The 14,538-nt window shown below is 43.7% G+C and carries 13 protein-coding genes, 1 tRNA gene and 1 pseudogene; 12 read left to right on the top strand and 3 right to left on the bottom strand.

Features of this window, described 5'->3' with window-relative positions; translation table 11 throughout:
* Positions 1 to 21: 21 nt before the first annotated feature.
* Positions 22 to 942, top strand: a complete 921-nt coding sequence (locus tag IM462_RS03550; RefSeq protein ID WP_287668398.1) for a class II fructose-bisphosphate aldolase — start codon at positions 22 to 24, stop codon at positions 940 to 942.
* 167 nt (positions 943 to 1,109) lie between these two features.
* Positions 1,110 to 1,703, top strand: coding sequence for an RdgB/HAM1 family non-canonical purine NTP pyrophosphatase (rdgB, locus tag IM462_RS03545; protein ID WP_287702394.1), 594 nt, complete (start codon positions 1,110 to 1,112; stop codon positions 1,701 to 1,703).
* Here rdgB and lipA read toward each other — a convergent pair.
* Entirely contained in the window at positions 1,666 to 2,571 is a 906-nt protein-coding gene (gene lipA / locus IM462_RS03540; RefSeq protein WP_502845521.1) for a lipoyl synthase, read from the bottom strand. The genes rdgB and lipA overlap by 38 nt on opposite strands.
* A 71-nt stretch (positions 2,572 to 2,642) precedes the next feature.
* Between lipA and IM462_RS03535 the strand changes: the two genes are divergently transcribed.
* From IM462_RS03535 to IM462_RS03490, 10 genes are all read left to right on the top strand, one after another.
* Positions 2,643 to 2,716 (top strand) — tRNA-Pro (locus IM462_RS03535).
* Positions 2,717 to 2,920: 204 nt separating this feature from the next.
* Positions 2,921 to 3,214 (top strand): nucleotidyltransferase family protein, encoded by a 294-nt coding sequence (locus IM462_RS03530; protein ID WP_002760266.1) that lies wholly within the window; start codon positions 2,921 to 2,923, stop codon positions 3,212 to 3,214.
* Entirely contained in the window at positions 3,211 to 3,546 is a 336-nt protein-coding gene (locus IM462_RS03525) for a HepT-like ribonuclease domain-containing protein (protein ID WP_002760267.1), read from the top strand. The genes IM462_RS03530 and IM462_RS03525 overlap by 4 nt, the downstream gene beginning before the upstream one ends.
* Positions 3,547 to 3,699: 153 nt before the next feature.
* The gene (locus IM462_RS03520; RefSeq protein ID WP_287702389.1) at positions 3,700 to 6,711 is read left to right on the top strand and encodes a type ISP restriction/modification enzyme; all 3,012 of its coding nucleotides are present in this window, start codon (positions 3,700 to 3,702) and stop codon (positions 6,709 to 6,711) included.
* Positions 6,712 to 7,216: 505 nt separating this feature from the next.
* On the top strand, positions 7,217 to 8,230 hold the full coding sequence (pstS, locus tag IM462_RS03515) for a phosphate ABC transporter substrate-binding protein PstS (protein ID WP_287702387.1): 1,014 nt from the start codon (positions 7,217 to 7,219) through the stop codon (positions 8,228 to 8,230).
* A 392-nt stretch (positions 8,231 to 8,622) separates the two neighbouring features.
* Positions 8,623 to 9,597 (top strand): phosphate ABC transporter permease subunit PstC, encoded by a 975-nt coding sequence (gene pstC, locus IM462_RS03510; protein WP_287702385.1) that lies wholly within the window; start codon positions 8,623 to 8,625, stop codon positions 9,595 to 9,597.
* Between the two features lie 4 nt (positions 9,598 to 9,601).
* The gene (pstA, locus tag IM462_RS03505; protein WP_002797863.1) at positions 9,602 to 10,486 is read left to right on the top strand and encodes a phosphate ABC transporter permease PstA; all 885 of its coding nucleotides are present in this window, start codon (positions 9,602 to 9,604) and stop codon (positions 10,484 to 10,486) included.
* 11 nt (positions 10,487 to 10,497) lie between these two features.
* Entirely contained in the window at positions 10,498 to 11,307 is an 810-nt protein-coding gene (gene pstB, locus IM462_RS03500; RefSeq protein WP_287702383.1) for a phosphate ABC transporter ATP-binding protein PstB, read from the top strand.
* 334 nt (positions 11,308 to 11,641) lie between these two features.
* Positions 11,642 to 12,406, top strand: a complete 765-nt coding sequence (map, locus tag IM462_RS03495) for a type I methionyl aminopeptidase (protein ID WP_287702381.1) — start codon at positions 11,642 to 11,644, stop codon at positions 12,404 to 12,406.
* A 152-nt stretch (positions 12,407 to 12,558) separates the two neighbouring features.
* A complete protein-coding gene (locus IM462_RS03490) occupies positions 12,559 to 13,740 on the top strand; it encodes an aldo/keto reductase (protein WP_287702379.1) in 1,182 nt (393 codons plus the stop codon).
* Here the strand turns inward: IM462_RS03490 and cobO are convergent.
* On the bottom strand, positions 13,737 to 14,342 hold the full coding sequence (cobO, locus tag IM462_RS03485; RefSeq protein WP_002767649.1) for a cob(I)yrinic acid a,c-diamide adenosyltransferase: 606 nt from the start codon (positions 14,340 to 14,342) through the stop codon (positions 13,737 to 13,739). The genes IM462_RS03490 and cobO overlap by 4 nt on opposite strands.
* Positions 14,343 to 14,416: 74 nt before the next feature.
* A pseudogene (locus tag IM462_RS03480) lies at positions 14,417 to 14,538 on the bottom strand (Uma2 family endonuclease); the annotation flags it as partial.

Below are 14,538 nucleotides of genomic sequence, written 5' to 3'. Positions count from 1 at the left end.
GGGTAAAATTGGGCAGTATCAATGGTTATTTTCCATATTATGCTCGCTTCTACTCAGGAACTCCTCGAAACCGCTCGCAAAAATATCTATGCGATCGGAGCTTTTAATGTTTATAACCTAGAAGGGGTCAAAGCGGTGATTAGTGCCGCCGAGGATTGCCGTAGTCCCGCTATGTTGCAAATTCACCCCAGTGCTTTGCGTTATGGCAGTTCTACCCTCGTCGCTCTCTGTTTAGAGGCCGCTCGCTCGGCCAAGGTTCCTATCTCGGTCCATCTTGACCATAGCACTAAAGCCAGCGATATCTACGAGGCCCTAGAAGCGGGGATGACCTCAATTATGGCCGATGGCTCTCATCTTCCCTACCAAGATAATCTCGCTTTTACCAAAGAAATGACTCGTTTAGCTCACGAATACGGGGCTGTGGTGGAGGCAGAAATCGGCCGAATTAGCGGCACTGAGGACGGGTTAACTATTGCCGAAAAAGAGGCTAAAATGACAGATCCAGAGCAAGCAGTGCAATTTGTGCAGGCAACGGGAGTGGATTCTCTGGCCGTAACTATCGGTAATGTCCATGGCGAGTACAAAAGTCCGCCCCGTCTCGATTTCGATCGCCTGGCCCGGATTCGACAACTTCTGTCTATTCCCCTAGTTTTACACGGTGCTTCCGGTTTACCCCCAGAAATGATCGGGCGATCGATCCAGTTAGGAGTCTGCAAATTTAATGTTAATACAGAAGTGCGTCAAGCCTATATGCAGTCCCTGAAACGGGAAATTTGCGGGCCAGAGGATAAGGATTTATTAGAGATCGCAGGAGAGGCAATTTCCGCGATGAAATCGGTAATTATCGACAAATTAACCCTTTTTGGTGCTGTCAATAAGGCCCACCTCCACGAAACTCCCTACGCTCAAATGTTAGCGGGATTATCGGGGGTTAGGGACTAGGAATTATAAATTATGAATTATGAATTATGAATTGGGGAGAAGAGAGAAGGGAGAAGGGAGAATAAATAAAAATAATCTCCTGTCTCCTGAATACTGACTCCTGAAGTCTGACTCTCGACGACCGGCTCCTGACGGTTAAAATAACTGATCACTGAGATAAAATGCCGATGAAAAAATTAATTCTAGCCACGAGTAATCCGGGTAAATTAGCAGAGATAGGGGAATACTTAACTGATATCGACCTAGAATTGCAGTTAAAACCCGATGATTTAGAGATAGAGGAAACCGGGGCGACTTTTGCTGAAAATGCCTATTTAAAAGCTGCTCAAATTGCCCTAACTTTGGGAGAATGGTCGATCGCTGATGATTCGGGATTGGAAGTAACCGGGTTAGGAAATGCCCCGGGGATTTACTCGGCCCGCTATGGTAAAAATGATCGAGAAAGAATCGATCGCCTCGTCAGAGAATTAGGAGATAATCAAGATCGTTCGGCCCGTTTTGTCTGTGTAATTGCGATCGCACGTCCCGATGGTGAGATTGCCTTGAGCGCCACAGGAATCTGCACGGGAGAAATTCTCACCAGTCCTAGGGGTAAAGGTGGTTTTGGTTACGATCCGATTTTTTATGTCCCCGAATACGCTTTAACCTTTGCGGAAATGTCTCCCGAATTAAAAAGAAAAATTAGCCACCGAGGACGAGCTTTTGAGCAATTGCTGCCCCATCTCAAGACTCTCGCGGGTACAAATTCATCAAGGCTCTGACTTGTTCAGCATGATAAGAGCTTCTTGTCAAGGGACTCGCAACAATTTGTAAAAATCCCAGAGATTCCCCATATTCGCGCCAAGCTTGGAACTGTTCGGGGGTGATAAATTCCTGTACACCGAGATGTTTTGGCGATGGTTGCAGATACTGCCCGATGGTGAGAATATCACAATCGACGGCCCGTAAATCGCCCATCACTTGCCGCACTTCCTCGTCGGTTTCCCCCAATCCCACCATAATGCCCGATTTTGTGTAGGTAGCGGGAACAATGGCGCGAGCGCGCTGCAATAATTCTAGAGAACGCTGGTAATCACCCTGGGGACGCACACGACGATAGAGACGGGGAACAGTTTCGGTATTGTGGTTTAAAACTTGGGGTTTAGCGGCAAGAATCAAAGCTAAAGCCTGCCAATTGCCACAAAGATCGGGAATCAGCACTTCGATGGTGGTTTTTGGGGAAATGCGGCGAATTTCCTCGATACAACGGACAAATTGACTAGCACCCCCATCAGCCAAATCATCGCGATTGACAGAAGTGATCACTACATGATTAAGATCGAGACGTTGCACGGCTGCCGCTAGTCGCTGGGGTTCCGTGGAGTCTAAAGGTTGGGGTTTTTTCTCAAAATCGATGTCACAGTAAGGACAGGCGCGAGTGCAAGCAGGACCCATAATTAAAAAGGTAGCCGTCCCCGCGTGGAAACATTCGCCGATATTGGGGCAGGAAGCCTCCTCACAAACGGTATTTAAGCCTAAATCGCGTAAAACTTCCTTAACACTGCCGACTCGCTGCCATTGCGGTGCTTTTACCCGTAACCACTCTGGTTTTACCGTCACGCCTGAACTACTCCGATAATTTTTGCCTATATCTGTAATATCCTAGCAAGTCTCGACCCAATCGAGGCCGAATATGCTATGATGATTTAGCTAAAAAATTTCGGGATGTAGCGCAGCTTGGTAGCGCACTTCGTTCGGGACGAAGGGGCCGCAGGTTCGAATCCTGTCATCCCGATTAAAGACAATCAAGGTGTAATCTGTTCTATGGTTAAGTAGATAGGTGTTAAAAATTGTCAGTAAGTAGCTGGTTATAATTAAATTAAAAATGGATTTTAGGTTCGATCCCCCCTGCCCCCCTTGATAAGGGGGGTGGGGATCCCCCCTGCCCCCCTTGATAAAGGGGGTATCTGACAACTTTTAACGCCTACCTACTTAGATCATGAAAATTGAGGAATTACTCAAAAACAAACGAGAAAAAATCATTGCTATTGCTGCTAAACACGGCGCAAATAACGTGCGAATCTTTGGTTCTGTCGCACGGGGAGAAGCTGACGAAAAAAGCGATATTGATTTATTAATTGATTATTGTAGCGAACGTCGGAGTCCCTGGTTTCCTTTGCCGTTAATTCGAGAACTCGAAGCTTTGTTAGGCTGCAAAGTTGATATTGTTACCGAACAGGGACTTAAAGATAGAATCAGAGAGCGGGTACTTAAAGAAGCAATACCACTATGAGAGATGATACCGAACGCTTGCGGGATATTTTAGAAGCAATTGAGCGGGTAGAAAAGTATGCTCCACAGGGAAAAACCGTGTTTGAACAACAAGAATTAATTCAAACTTGGATTGTCTATCATTTACAAATTATTGGTGAAGCAGCTAGAGCAACTTCTCAAGAATTTCAAGCAAGATACCCCGAAGTTCCTTGGCGAGATGCCAGCGATCTAAGAAACTTAACTATTCATGAATATTTTCGTATCAATCTAGAGATTATTTGGGATATTGTTGAAAATGATATTCCTCCTCTAAAACAACAAATCGAAGCTATTTTACAGGAATTGATTTGACGAAACCCAGTCCAATTATTTAAAACTGTTGGGTTTTAGGTTCGATCCCCCCTGCCCCCCCTTGATAAGGGGGGTGCCGATAGGCGGGGGGATCAGAGTCCAAAATCTATCTTCTCTTTGATTATAACCACTTAATTTACCTCCTCTAAGCCCATGTCTAGATTATTAATCAGCCAGTATCAGGCGGAAGTTGAGAAGATTGTCCAATATGGCGGCAGTCGCAAGGAAACTTCGATTAGAGTCGCTTTTCAGAATTTGTTAAATGACTATTGCAAGGCGCGGGATTTTTTGTTAATTCCGGAGTTGGATTATCGCACTAAGTCGGGAAAAGTTGTCTATCCTGACGGGACGGTTAAGGATGCTTTACGGTTAGATTGGGGATATTGGGAAAGTAAGGATCAATACGATAATTTAGACGAAGAAATTGAGAAAAAGTTGGCGAAAGGCTACCCTAATGACAATATTTTATTTGAAGATTCCCAGACGGCGGTTTTAATTCAAGGAGGAGAGGAAAGACTGCGCGTCTCCATGCGCGATGATGAGGCTTTGGATGGGATTATTAATGCTTTTATCAATTATGTACGTCCAGAGGTTGAGGATTTTCGAGAGGCGATTGATAGTTTTAAGGAAGATTTACCAACAATTTTGGAAGCGTTGCGGGGTTTAATTGCGTTGCAGTCGGAGACGAATCGGAATTTTGTGACAGCGCGGGACAATTTTTTAGAGATTTGTCGCAAGTCAATCAATCCAGAAATTAGTCTGGAAGATGTGCGAGAGATGATTATTCAGCACATCCTGACAGAGGATATTTTTATCAATATTTTTAATGAGTCCCAATTTCACCGGGAAAATAATATCGCTAGGGAATTACAGGGAGTGATTGAAACTTTCTTTACTGGTAATACTAAGCGCAATACTTTAGGGACTATTGAACGTTATTATGCGGTAATTCGGCGGACGGCGGCGAATATTTATAACCACCACGAGAAGCAGAAATTTCTCAAGGCGATTTATGAGAATTTTTATAAAGCATACAATCCGAAAGCGGCGGACCGGTTGGGAATTGTCTATACACCCAATGAAATTGTCCGTTTTATGATTGAAAGTGTCGATTATTTAGTACATAAGCATTTTGGTAAGTTGTTGGCGGATCCAGGAGTAGAAATTTTAGATCCGGCGACGGGGACAGGAACTTTTGTAACGGAGTTGATTGAGTATTTACCGAAGGATAAGTTACGGTACAAGTATAAGCATGAGATGCACTGTAACGAGGTGGCAATTCTGCCTTATTATATCGCTAATTTGAATATTGAGTTCACCTACAAGCAGAAGATGGGTGAGTATGAGGAGTTTGAGCATATCTGTTTTGTGGATACCCTGGACCATGCTGCTTTTCATCTCAAGCAGATGGATTTGTTTGCCATGTCGGTGGAGAATACCCAACGGATTCAAAATCAAAATGACCGCAATATTTCTGTAATTATTGGGAATCCTCCTTATAATGCTAATCAGCAAAATGAGAATGACAATAATAAAAATCGGAAGTATCCTGCTATTGATAAGCGCATTAAGGATACTTACATCGAAGAGAGTACAGCGCAGAAGACAAAGCTATATGATATGTATTCTCGCTTCTTTCGTTGGGCTACTGATAGGTTAGGTGAAAATGGTATAATAGCTTTTATTACTAACTCTTCTTTTATCGATGCGAGGACATTTGACGGTTTTAGAAAAGTAGTAGAGAATGAGTTTAGTGAAATTTATATCATTGATTTAGGTGGTAATGTCAGGAAAAATCCTAAACTTTCAGGGACAACTCATAATGTTTTCGGTATTCAGACGGGGGTGACGATTAGTTTGATGGTGAAGCGAGAAAGTAATAATCTTCCTTGTCAAATTTTATATACTCGCCGTCCTGAATTGGATACAGCAGCGCAAAAATTAGAGTTTTTGTCATCCACAAAACTTAATCAGCTTGATTTCGAGCATATCATCCCAGATAAAAAGCATAATTGGATTGAACAATCAGATAATGATTTCGATTGTCTGATACCATTGGTAAATAAGAATACTAAACTAGCCAAATCTGGCGCAGAAGAAATGGCAGTTTTCAAACTATTTTCATTGGGTGTAGTAACCAATCGAGATGAATGGGTATATGATTATTCTGACAAAAACTTATCTCGTAAAATGTCTTATTTTCTAGAAATTTATAATAGACAACTAGGAAAAATATCAAAAACATCAAATGTTTTAGAGGAAAAATTATCAACTGAGATTAAGTGGACGAGAGACTTAAAAAAACAATTAACAAATAATAGTAAAATAAGTTTTGATGAGAATTGCATATTACCATCTCTATATAGAAGTTTTGTTTCAAAATATATTTACTGGGATAAATGTGTTAATGAAATGCAATATCAACTCCCAAAAATCTTTCCTGATATAAATTCTCAAAACATAGTTATTATTTATTCTTCTGGACAAAAAGCATTTACAGTTCTCTCAAGTAATCAAATTTTTGATTTACATTTAACAGGTGACTCTCAATGTCTCCCTCTTTACTACTACGACAAAGAAGGAAACCGCATCGATAATATCACCGATTGGGGATTGCAGCAATTCCAAAACCATTACAACGATAAAACCATCACCAAACTCCACATCTTCCACTACACTTATGCAGTCCTTCACTACCCGGAATATCGCAGTAAATACGAATTAAATCTCAAGCGAGAATTTCCGCGACTTCCCTTTTATGATAACTTCTCTCAATGGGTAGAATGGGGAAGCAAACTAATGGAATTACATATCAAATATGAAACCGTCGCACCCTACCCACTAACCCGCATTGATACTAATAATAATCTCAAACCCAAAACTAAACTAAAAGCTGACCGAGAAAAAAATTCCATCAACCTTGATGATATCACTTTCCTACAAGATATTCCCAAAATTGCCTGGGAATATAAACTCGGTAATCGTTCGGCCCTAGAATGGATATTAGATCAATATAAGGAAAAGAAACCCAAAGATCAAACCATCGCCGAAAGATTTAATAATTATCGCTTTGCCGATTATAAAGAAACAGTAATTGACTTACTACAAAGAGTCTGTACTGTCAGCGTCGAAACCATGAAAATAATAGAAGCGATGAGACATTAAAAAGGTAGCTAAGTAGGTAGGCGTTAAAAGTTGTCAGATCCCCCCTGCCCTCCTTGATAAGGGGGGTGTCTGATAATTTTTAACGCTTACCTACTTATACTATTTCTCTAAATGAAAACTACACATCGAATTTAAGTCACCCTTTTTAAGGGGGATTTAGGGGGATTAAACTTCTGTAGTCAGACTTTGGAGAATTGGTATTAAAAGGGTTTTACCATTATTCAGCAAATCCTAGATAAAAAGCTTTGTCCGGGCAATTTCTCCCCAACAGATGGTTAAAATTAAGATTTCATCCATAGATACAATAGATTTTGGTCTTGATCGATCTAAATTGTTGCCAAAAGCTGTGAATTTTTAAATTAAACTTAACCAAAATTTTACCCAATCTTAACCTAAAAAAATCTCCAATATTTCTAGATTTAAAAGTAATATTTGTGCCTTAAACTATATCTTGAAGAAAGTTCAACTTTCTCCAATTGTGCAGGATTCTTCAACCGGAAAACTTATGATATTCTCAACTGCTACCCTAACTCGTGTGTGTGCTGTCTCCTTCGCCACGGCAGCGGCCTTAGCAGGGACGATGGGAGAAACCCTCGCCCAAACCCTGAACGGTGCAGGAGCCTCCTTTCCCGCGCCCCTATACCAGCGTTATTTTGCCGACTATAAAAACGCCACTGGTGTCACCGTTAACTATAATTCCGTCGGTAGCGGTGCCGGTGTCCGGCAATTTATCGCCGGAACCGTCGATTTTGGCGCTTCCGATGCCGCTCCTTCCTCTTCCGAAAAAAGCCAGATGAAAAACGGTTTATTGCTGGTTCCCACCGCCGGAGGAGCCGTCGCCGTGGTTTATAATCTGCCGGGGGTAAATAACCTGCAAATTTCCCGGGCTAACCTGGGTAAAATCTTCAGTGGCGAGATCACTAACTGGAGACAAGTGGATCCGAAACTGCCCAACCAACCCATTAAAGTGGTGGTTAGGGCTGATGGTAGCGGTACTACCGAGATTTTTACCTCTCACCTGAGCGCGATTAGTTCTTCCTTCAAAAGTAAAGTGGGAACCAGCAAAGAACCTAACTGGGGTTTTACAGTTCTCAAAGGACCGAAAAATGATGGTGTGGCGGCCCTGGTTAAACAAACAGAAGGCTCGATCGGTTACGTTCAAGATACCTTTGCCCGCAAAAACGAAGGGGCAACCATGAGAACCGCCAAAGTTCAAAATAAAGCCGGTCAATTTGTCGAACCCAGTCTCGCCCAAGCTAACAAGGCGATGGAAGGGATCAAATTTAACGCCGATTTTACCGCTAATATGGACGATCCGAGCAGTGGTTATCCGATCGTCGGGATTACTTGGTTATTAGTACCGAAAGACTATGCTGATAACAAAAAAGCAGCAGAAATTAAGAGACTGTTGACTTGGATTCTGACCACTGGTCAAGGTATTAACAATCAATTGGAATTTACTCGGATTCCCCAATCGGTGACTCAAAGAGTTTTAGCCGAAGTTAACAAAATTAAATAAATAGGGTTTGCTGAATAAATGTGAAATGTAGGTAAGGTAAGGGTTTTGTGGCTTTTCTCGCTCCCACAGGTGCAAATTTTGAGGGAATCGTCGTTCAAAACCTTGCGTCTTCATCGGCCCGCGTCCTGTAGGGGCGAAGCATTCGGGCAATAACCTATCGGTGAAACCGGAGATTTTCTAACCGAATGCTTCGCCCGTACTTTTTCAGCAAACCTAAATACTTTTGTATTAGTTTAGGCTTGATTGTCACCGCTTTCCAGTAAAATGGAAAAAAGTTACCGGTTAAGTCCATAACTAATAACTGCAAGTATTTCTTTTCTGTGGGCTGAACAATGTTCAGCCCCTACAGTTGCGTTTTCAACAACTGATAACTGGTAATCGCTCTCTACTTTATGGCTAATTTTTCTGAATCCGTCGAGTCCTTGGACGTCTCGGCGGCCAATCTTAACGAAAACCCCGGCACTGCGGGTTTATTTGATCGCATTTTTACGCTCCTAGTCTGGATTTGTGCCGCCTCCGGTTTAATTTTTCTGCTCTGGATGGCCTGGATTGTTTTTCAGGATGCGCGGCCGGCGATCAATGAATTCGGTTGGGGATTTCTCTGGGGAACCACTTGGGATGTGAACGTCCTCAAATTTGGTGGTTTACCCTTTATTTTCGGTTCCGTTGTTTCCTCGATTCTGGCTCTTTTATTAGCTATTCCCCTCAGTGTCGCCGTTGCTTTAACCACTAGCGAGAATTATTTACCAGCAAGTATCCGTTATCCCATCGGTTTTCTAGTGGAATTAATCGCCTCGATTCCTAGTGTAATTATCGGGTTATGGGGGATTTTTGTGCTAATTCCCGTGCTTAAACCCCTGCAAGAATGGTTATTTCAAAATTTTGCTTGGTTCCCTTTGTTTAATACCCAACCTTTGGGACCAAGTATGCTGATCGCCGGTGTCATCCTGGCCATCATGATCGTGCCGACTATTTCCGCTATCAGTCGCGATGTCTTGCTTACCGTCCCCCCGGAATTACGCAGCGCCTCCATGGCCCTAGGTGCCACTCGTTGGGAAACCATCTGGCGCGTGTTGTTGCCGGCGGCCAGTTCCGGTATTATCGGGGCGATTATCCTCGGTTTAGGTCGCGCTTTAGGGGAAACTATGGCAGTGGCCATGGTAATCGGTAACTCCTCGATTATTAGTCCCTCCCTCTTGGCCCCCGGTTATACTATTCCTGCTGTACTAGCTAATACCTTCCCAGAAGCTTTTGAAAAAATCCACATCGGAGCTTTGATGTATCTAGCTTTGATTCTATTTGTTATTACCTTGGCCGTCAATAGTGTAGCGGCTTTATTAGTACAGTTTATCAACCGCAATCGTTAATTTTATGAGCCAAGGAGCTTTTCCTGAAGAAGATTTACAGCAACCCCTGTCACCGTGGCGACATTTTTTTACCAACGGTCTCACGGGTTTAGCGATCGCTCTTAGTGCTATCGCCATTCTGCCTTTATTCGCTATCCTCTTTCAAATTGTCAAAGAAGGTTTACCCGGATTCAATTGGCAAGTTTTCACCTCTTTACCCGCCCCAGTTGGCTCCGATCCCAGTGTTCCCAATGGTTTTGCTAATGCGATCGTGGGGACTTTAACTATGGTCGGTTTAGCTGCCTTAGGCAGCATACCTCTGGGGATTCTCACCGGGGTTTTCCTCTCGGAATTCGCTCGGGGTTCCAAAATTGGCGGTATTCTGCGCTTCGCGATCGTGGTGTTGAGTAGTACCCCTTCCGTTATTGTCGGGGTGTTTTCCTTCGGGGTTTTGGTGTTAACTACCAAACAATTTTCCGCCGTAGCGGGGGCCTTTGCTTTGGGGGTGATTATGTTGCCCATCATCGCTTTAACCACGGAAGAGGCACTAAAACTAATACCCATGTCCTACCGTCTCGGCTCCTCCGCTTTGGGGGGTTCCCGTTTCGATACGGTATTTCGCATTGTCCTGCCAGCAGCGATCGCACCGATTATGACCGGGATATTATTAGCGGTGGCCCGGGCTGCCGGAGAAACTGCCCCTTTAATGTTTACGGCTTTATTTAGTCAATTTTGGCAAGAAAGTCTTTGGTCGCCCACACCGGCTTTAACGGTGTTGATTTATAACTATGCTAGTTCCCCCTTTCCTGAACAAAATTCCCTGGCTTGGACAGCTTCTTTAGTCCTTATTATCTTAGTTTTAATTACTAGCCTTCTCTCCCGTTTTGTCACTCGTAAACGCTCAAATTAAGCATTTTTCTGATGATCGATTCCTCTCTCATGAACAGTCCTACTTCTCTAGCTAATTCGGCGATCAAAGTCGAAAATCTTAGCTTTTTCTACGGTAGCAAAAAAGCACTAGAAGGGGTTTCTTTAGAAATCCCGCAAAAGCAAGTAACCGCCATGATCGGCCCCTCTGGTTGTGGTAAATCTACTCTCTTAAAAGCCCTCAATCGCATCGGGGAATTAGAGGGGCAAGTGACAGTTAAGGGCAAAGTTAGGTTTTTTGGTCAAGATATCTACGCCCCCAAAGTTAACCTTCATACTTTACGGCGACAGGTGGGTATGGTCTTTCAGCGCCCTAACCCTTTTCCCGCTACTATTTACGATAATATTGCCTACGGTATTAGAATTTATCGTTCCGCTAGTCGCAGTGAATTAGATGGGATTGTGGAATCAGCTTTAAAAGGAGCTGCTCTTTGGAATGAAGTTAAAGATCTGTTGAATAAATCCGCTTTAGGATTATCGGGAGGACAACAACAAAGATTGTGTATTGCTCGCGCTTTGGCGGTAAAACCAAAAGTATTATTAATGGATGAACCTTGTTCTGCTTTAGACCCCCTTTCTACCCTCAAAGTCGAGGAATTAATCCATGAGTTGAAGCAACAATACACGATCGTCATTGTCACCCATAATATGCAACAGGCCTCTAGGGTATCCGATCGCACGGCCTTTTTTAATGCCGATGAAACCCGTGTCGGTCGTTTGGTGGAATGTGATGCCACCCAGAAAATTTTCACCGATGCAGTTAATCAACAAACTCGCGATTATGTAGCCGGTAGATTCGGTTAATTGGCCTTGTCAGGAGACGGGAGACAGTTATCGGTTATCAGTTATCAGTTATCAGTTATCAGTTATCAGTTATCAGTTATCAGTTATCAGTAGTCAGGAGATTATTTTTATTTATTCTCCCCACACCCCACACCCCACACCCCACACCCCACACCCCATACCCTACACCCCACACCCCACACCCCACACCCCACACCCCACACCCCACACCCCACACCCCACACCCCACTTCCCGATTTCCGCTCCTATAACCCAACCCCCTAAACCCTAAGACTGCCCGATTTTGCTAGGATAAGAAATGTAACAAGAATCTTTCTCAACAGTCGGATAATTCATGGGCAACGATACCATCACCTTACTCTCCCCGCGGGAAATTGACAAAATGCGACGAGCCGGACGATTAGCGGCTAAACTGTTAGATCATCTGGCAGAAATGGTTAAACCGGGGGTAAGTACCCTAGAAATCAATGATGAGGCAGAACGTTGGACTCGCGCCCATGGAGCCAAAAGTGCGCCCCTAGGATACCATGGCTTTCCTAAGTCCATCTGTACTAGCATTAACGAGGTTATCTGTCACGGCATCCCCAGCTCCGATCAAATCCTCAAAGACGGCGATATTATTAACATCGATGTCACCCCGATTTTAGAAGGTTATCACGGCGATACTTCGCAGACTTTCTTTGTCGGTACTCCCTCCCCCCTGGCCAAAAAGTTAGTGGAAGTTACCAGAGAATGTCTGCAAAGAGGCATAGATGCAGTGCAGCCGGGGGGGAGAATCGGCGATATTGGCGCAGCTATCCAAGAATATGCCGAAGGACAAGGATTTTCAGTGGTTAGAGATTTTGTCGGTCATGGTATCAGTAATGTCTTTCACACTGGGCCACAGGTTCCCCACTACGGCATTCGCGGCAAGGGCAAAAAAATTCGCCCCGGCATGGTATTCACCATTGAACCAATGATTAATGAGGGAACCTGGCAACATATTGTCTTAAAAGACGGTTGGACTGCTATTACTAAAGATGGTAAACTTTCGGCCCAATTTGAACACACCATCGCCGTCACCGAAACCGGTGTGGAAATTCTCACTGTACCCGATTAAATTTAGGGAACAGGGAACAGGGAATGGGGAATGGGAGAATGGGGAAATAGGGAAGTTTCAACTAATACCCCAAAACCCCAAAACCCTAAAACCCCCCGCAACGCGCACGAAGTGGTCTCCCCACTGATAACTGATAACTGATAACTGAATATATGCAGTATCGTCGTTTCGGTCGCACTAATCTACAAATGCCGGTTTTTTCCTGTGGGGGAATGCGCTATAAATTTCAGTGGCAGGATCTGCCAATGTCGCAAATTCCCGACGAGAATCAAGGCAATTTAGAGGCAATTATCAATAAATCTCTGGAAGTGGGGATTAATCACATCGAAACCGCTAGGGGTTACGGCACTTCCGAGATGCAATTAGGCAAAATTTTGCCGCAACTACCGAGAGATGAGATTATCGTGCAGACGAAAGTTTCTCCTAGTCAAGATGTGCGGGAATTTCGCCGTAAATTTGAGCAATCCCTGCAATTTTTACGGTTAGATTATGTGGATTTGTTGGGCATCCATGGCATCAACACCGCTGAAATTCTCGATTACACTATGGCCGAGGGCGGTTGTTGGCAAGAGGCAAAAAAATTACAGCAACAGGGAAAAGTTCGTTTTATCGGTTTCTCCACCCATTCACCAACTGATGTAATTGTCAAGACTATTGCAACAAATTGTTACGATTACCTCAATCTGCACTGGTACTATATTTTTCAGAATAACTGGCCAGCCATAGAAGCGGCAAAACAGCACGATATGGGGGTTTTTATCATTAGTCCCTCCGATAAGGGCGGCCATCTCTACAATCCTCCCCCTAAGCTCGTCGCTCTCTGTTCTCCTCTCAGTCCGATGGTTTTTAATGACCTATTCTGTCTCAGTCATCCGGCCGTCCATACCCTGAGTATTGGTGCAGCGCGAGCCAGAGATTTTGATGAACACCTGAAAACTTTACCCTTACTCGATCGAGCCGAGGAGATTTTACCGGCAATTATCGAGAGATTGCAAGGGGAGATGATCAACTGTTTAGGCGATAATTGGGTGAAAACTTGGTCTGTGGGTTTACCTAGCTGGGAAAATACCCCCAATCACATCAATATTCGTTCTATCCTCTGGTTACGCAATCTCGCTATCGCCTACGATATGATCGACTTTGCCAAGGCCAGATACAATCTCTTGGGAAATGGGGGTCATTGGTTCCCCGGTCAACAGGCAAAAGAGGTGGAAAAACTCGATTTAACTGCCTGTTTAGCCGCTAGTCCCCACGCTGATAAAATTCCCTATCTTCTCGCCGAAACTCATCGATTATTGTCGGGAGAGATGGTACAACGCTTAAGCAGTAGTTAAAATTCGATGCCGGGTTGCGCTTTCACTCCCTGTTGACGAAAGGGATGTTTAATTAACTTCATTTCCGTGACTAAATCCGCTATCTCGATTAATTCGGGTAAAGCTCCTCTACCAGTGAGAATAACGTGACAATTAGCGGGTTTTCGGGCTAAACCAGCGATAACTTCCTGAATATCCAGATAGCCGAATTTAAGAGCGATATTGATCTCATCGAGTAAAATTAATTTATATTGGGGATTTTCGAGAAAAGTTAGGGCTTTTTGCCATGCTTCTTGGGCTTTCTCTATATCTCTTTCTCTATCTTGGGTTTCCCAGGTAAAACCCTCCCCCATAGCATAAAACTCGATTTGTTCCCCCCAAACACTAAAAATCTTTTGTTCGGCAGGTTCCCAAGCACCTTTGATAAATTGTACCACCGCCACTTTGTAACCATGACCGAGGGAACGTAAAACCATACCGAGGGCTGCCGTGGTTTTTCCCTTACCATCCCCGGTATTAACGATAATTAAACCTTTTTCAGCAATTTTTTCGGCTAAACGTTCCTCTTGGATTGCCTTGCGGCGCTGCATTTTTTCTTTGTATTGTTCGGGAGTGAGTTGCATTCGGGTCTGTCCAGTCAAATCAAGATAATTGTAACTCAAGGGGTTATTGATCGCTGTTTGCAGATTTTAGCTGGCTAAATTGTCTCAGGATTGATGCCTAATTCTCGTAATTTTGCCGCTAATCTTTCCTTAGCTTGTCGTTCTTGTTCTTTTTCTAAAAGAGCCTGTTCTTTTGCCTGTCGTTCTTGTTCTTTTT

Origin of the sequence: Microcystis sp. M144S2 (genome assembly GCF_020246065.1) — a bacterium.
Classification (GTDB): Bacteria; Cyanobacteriota; Cyanobacteriia; order Cyanobacteriales; family Microcystaceae; genus Microcystis; species Microcystis ichthyoblabe_A.
This window is presented reverse-complemented; position numbering and strand designations above follow the sequence as displayed.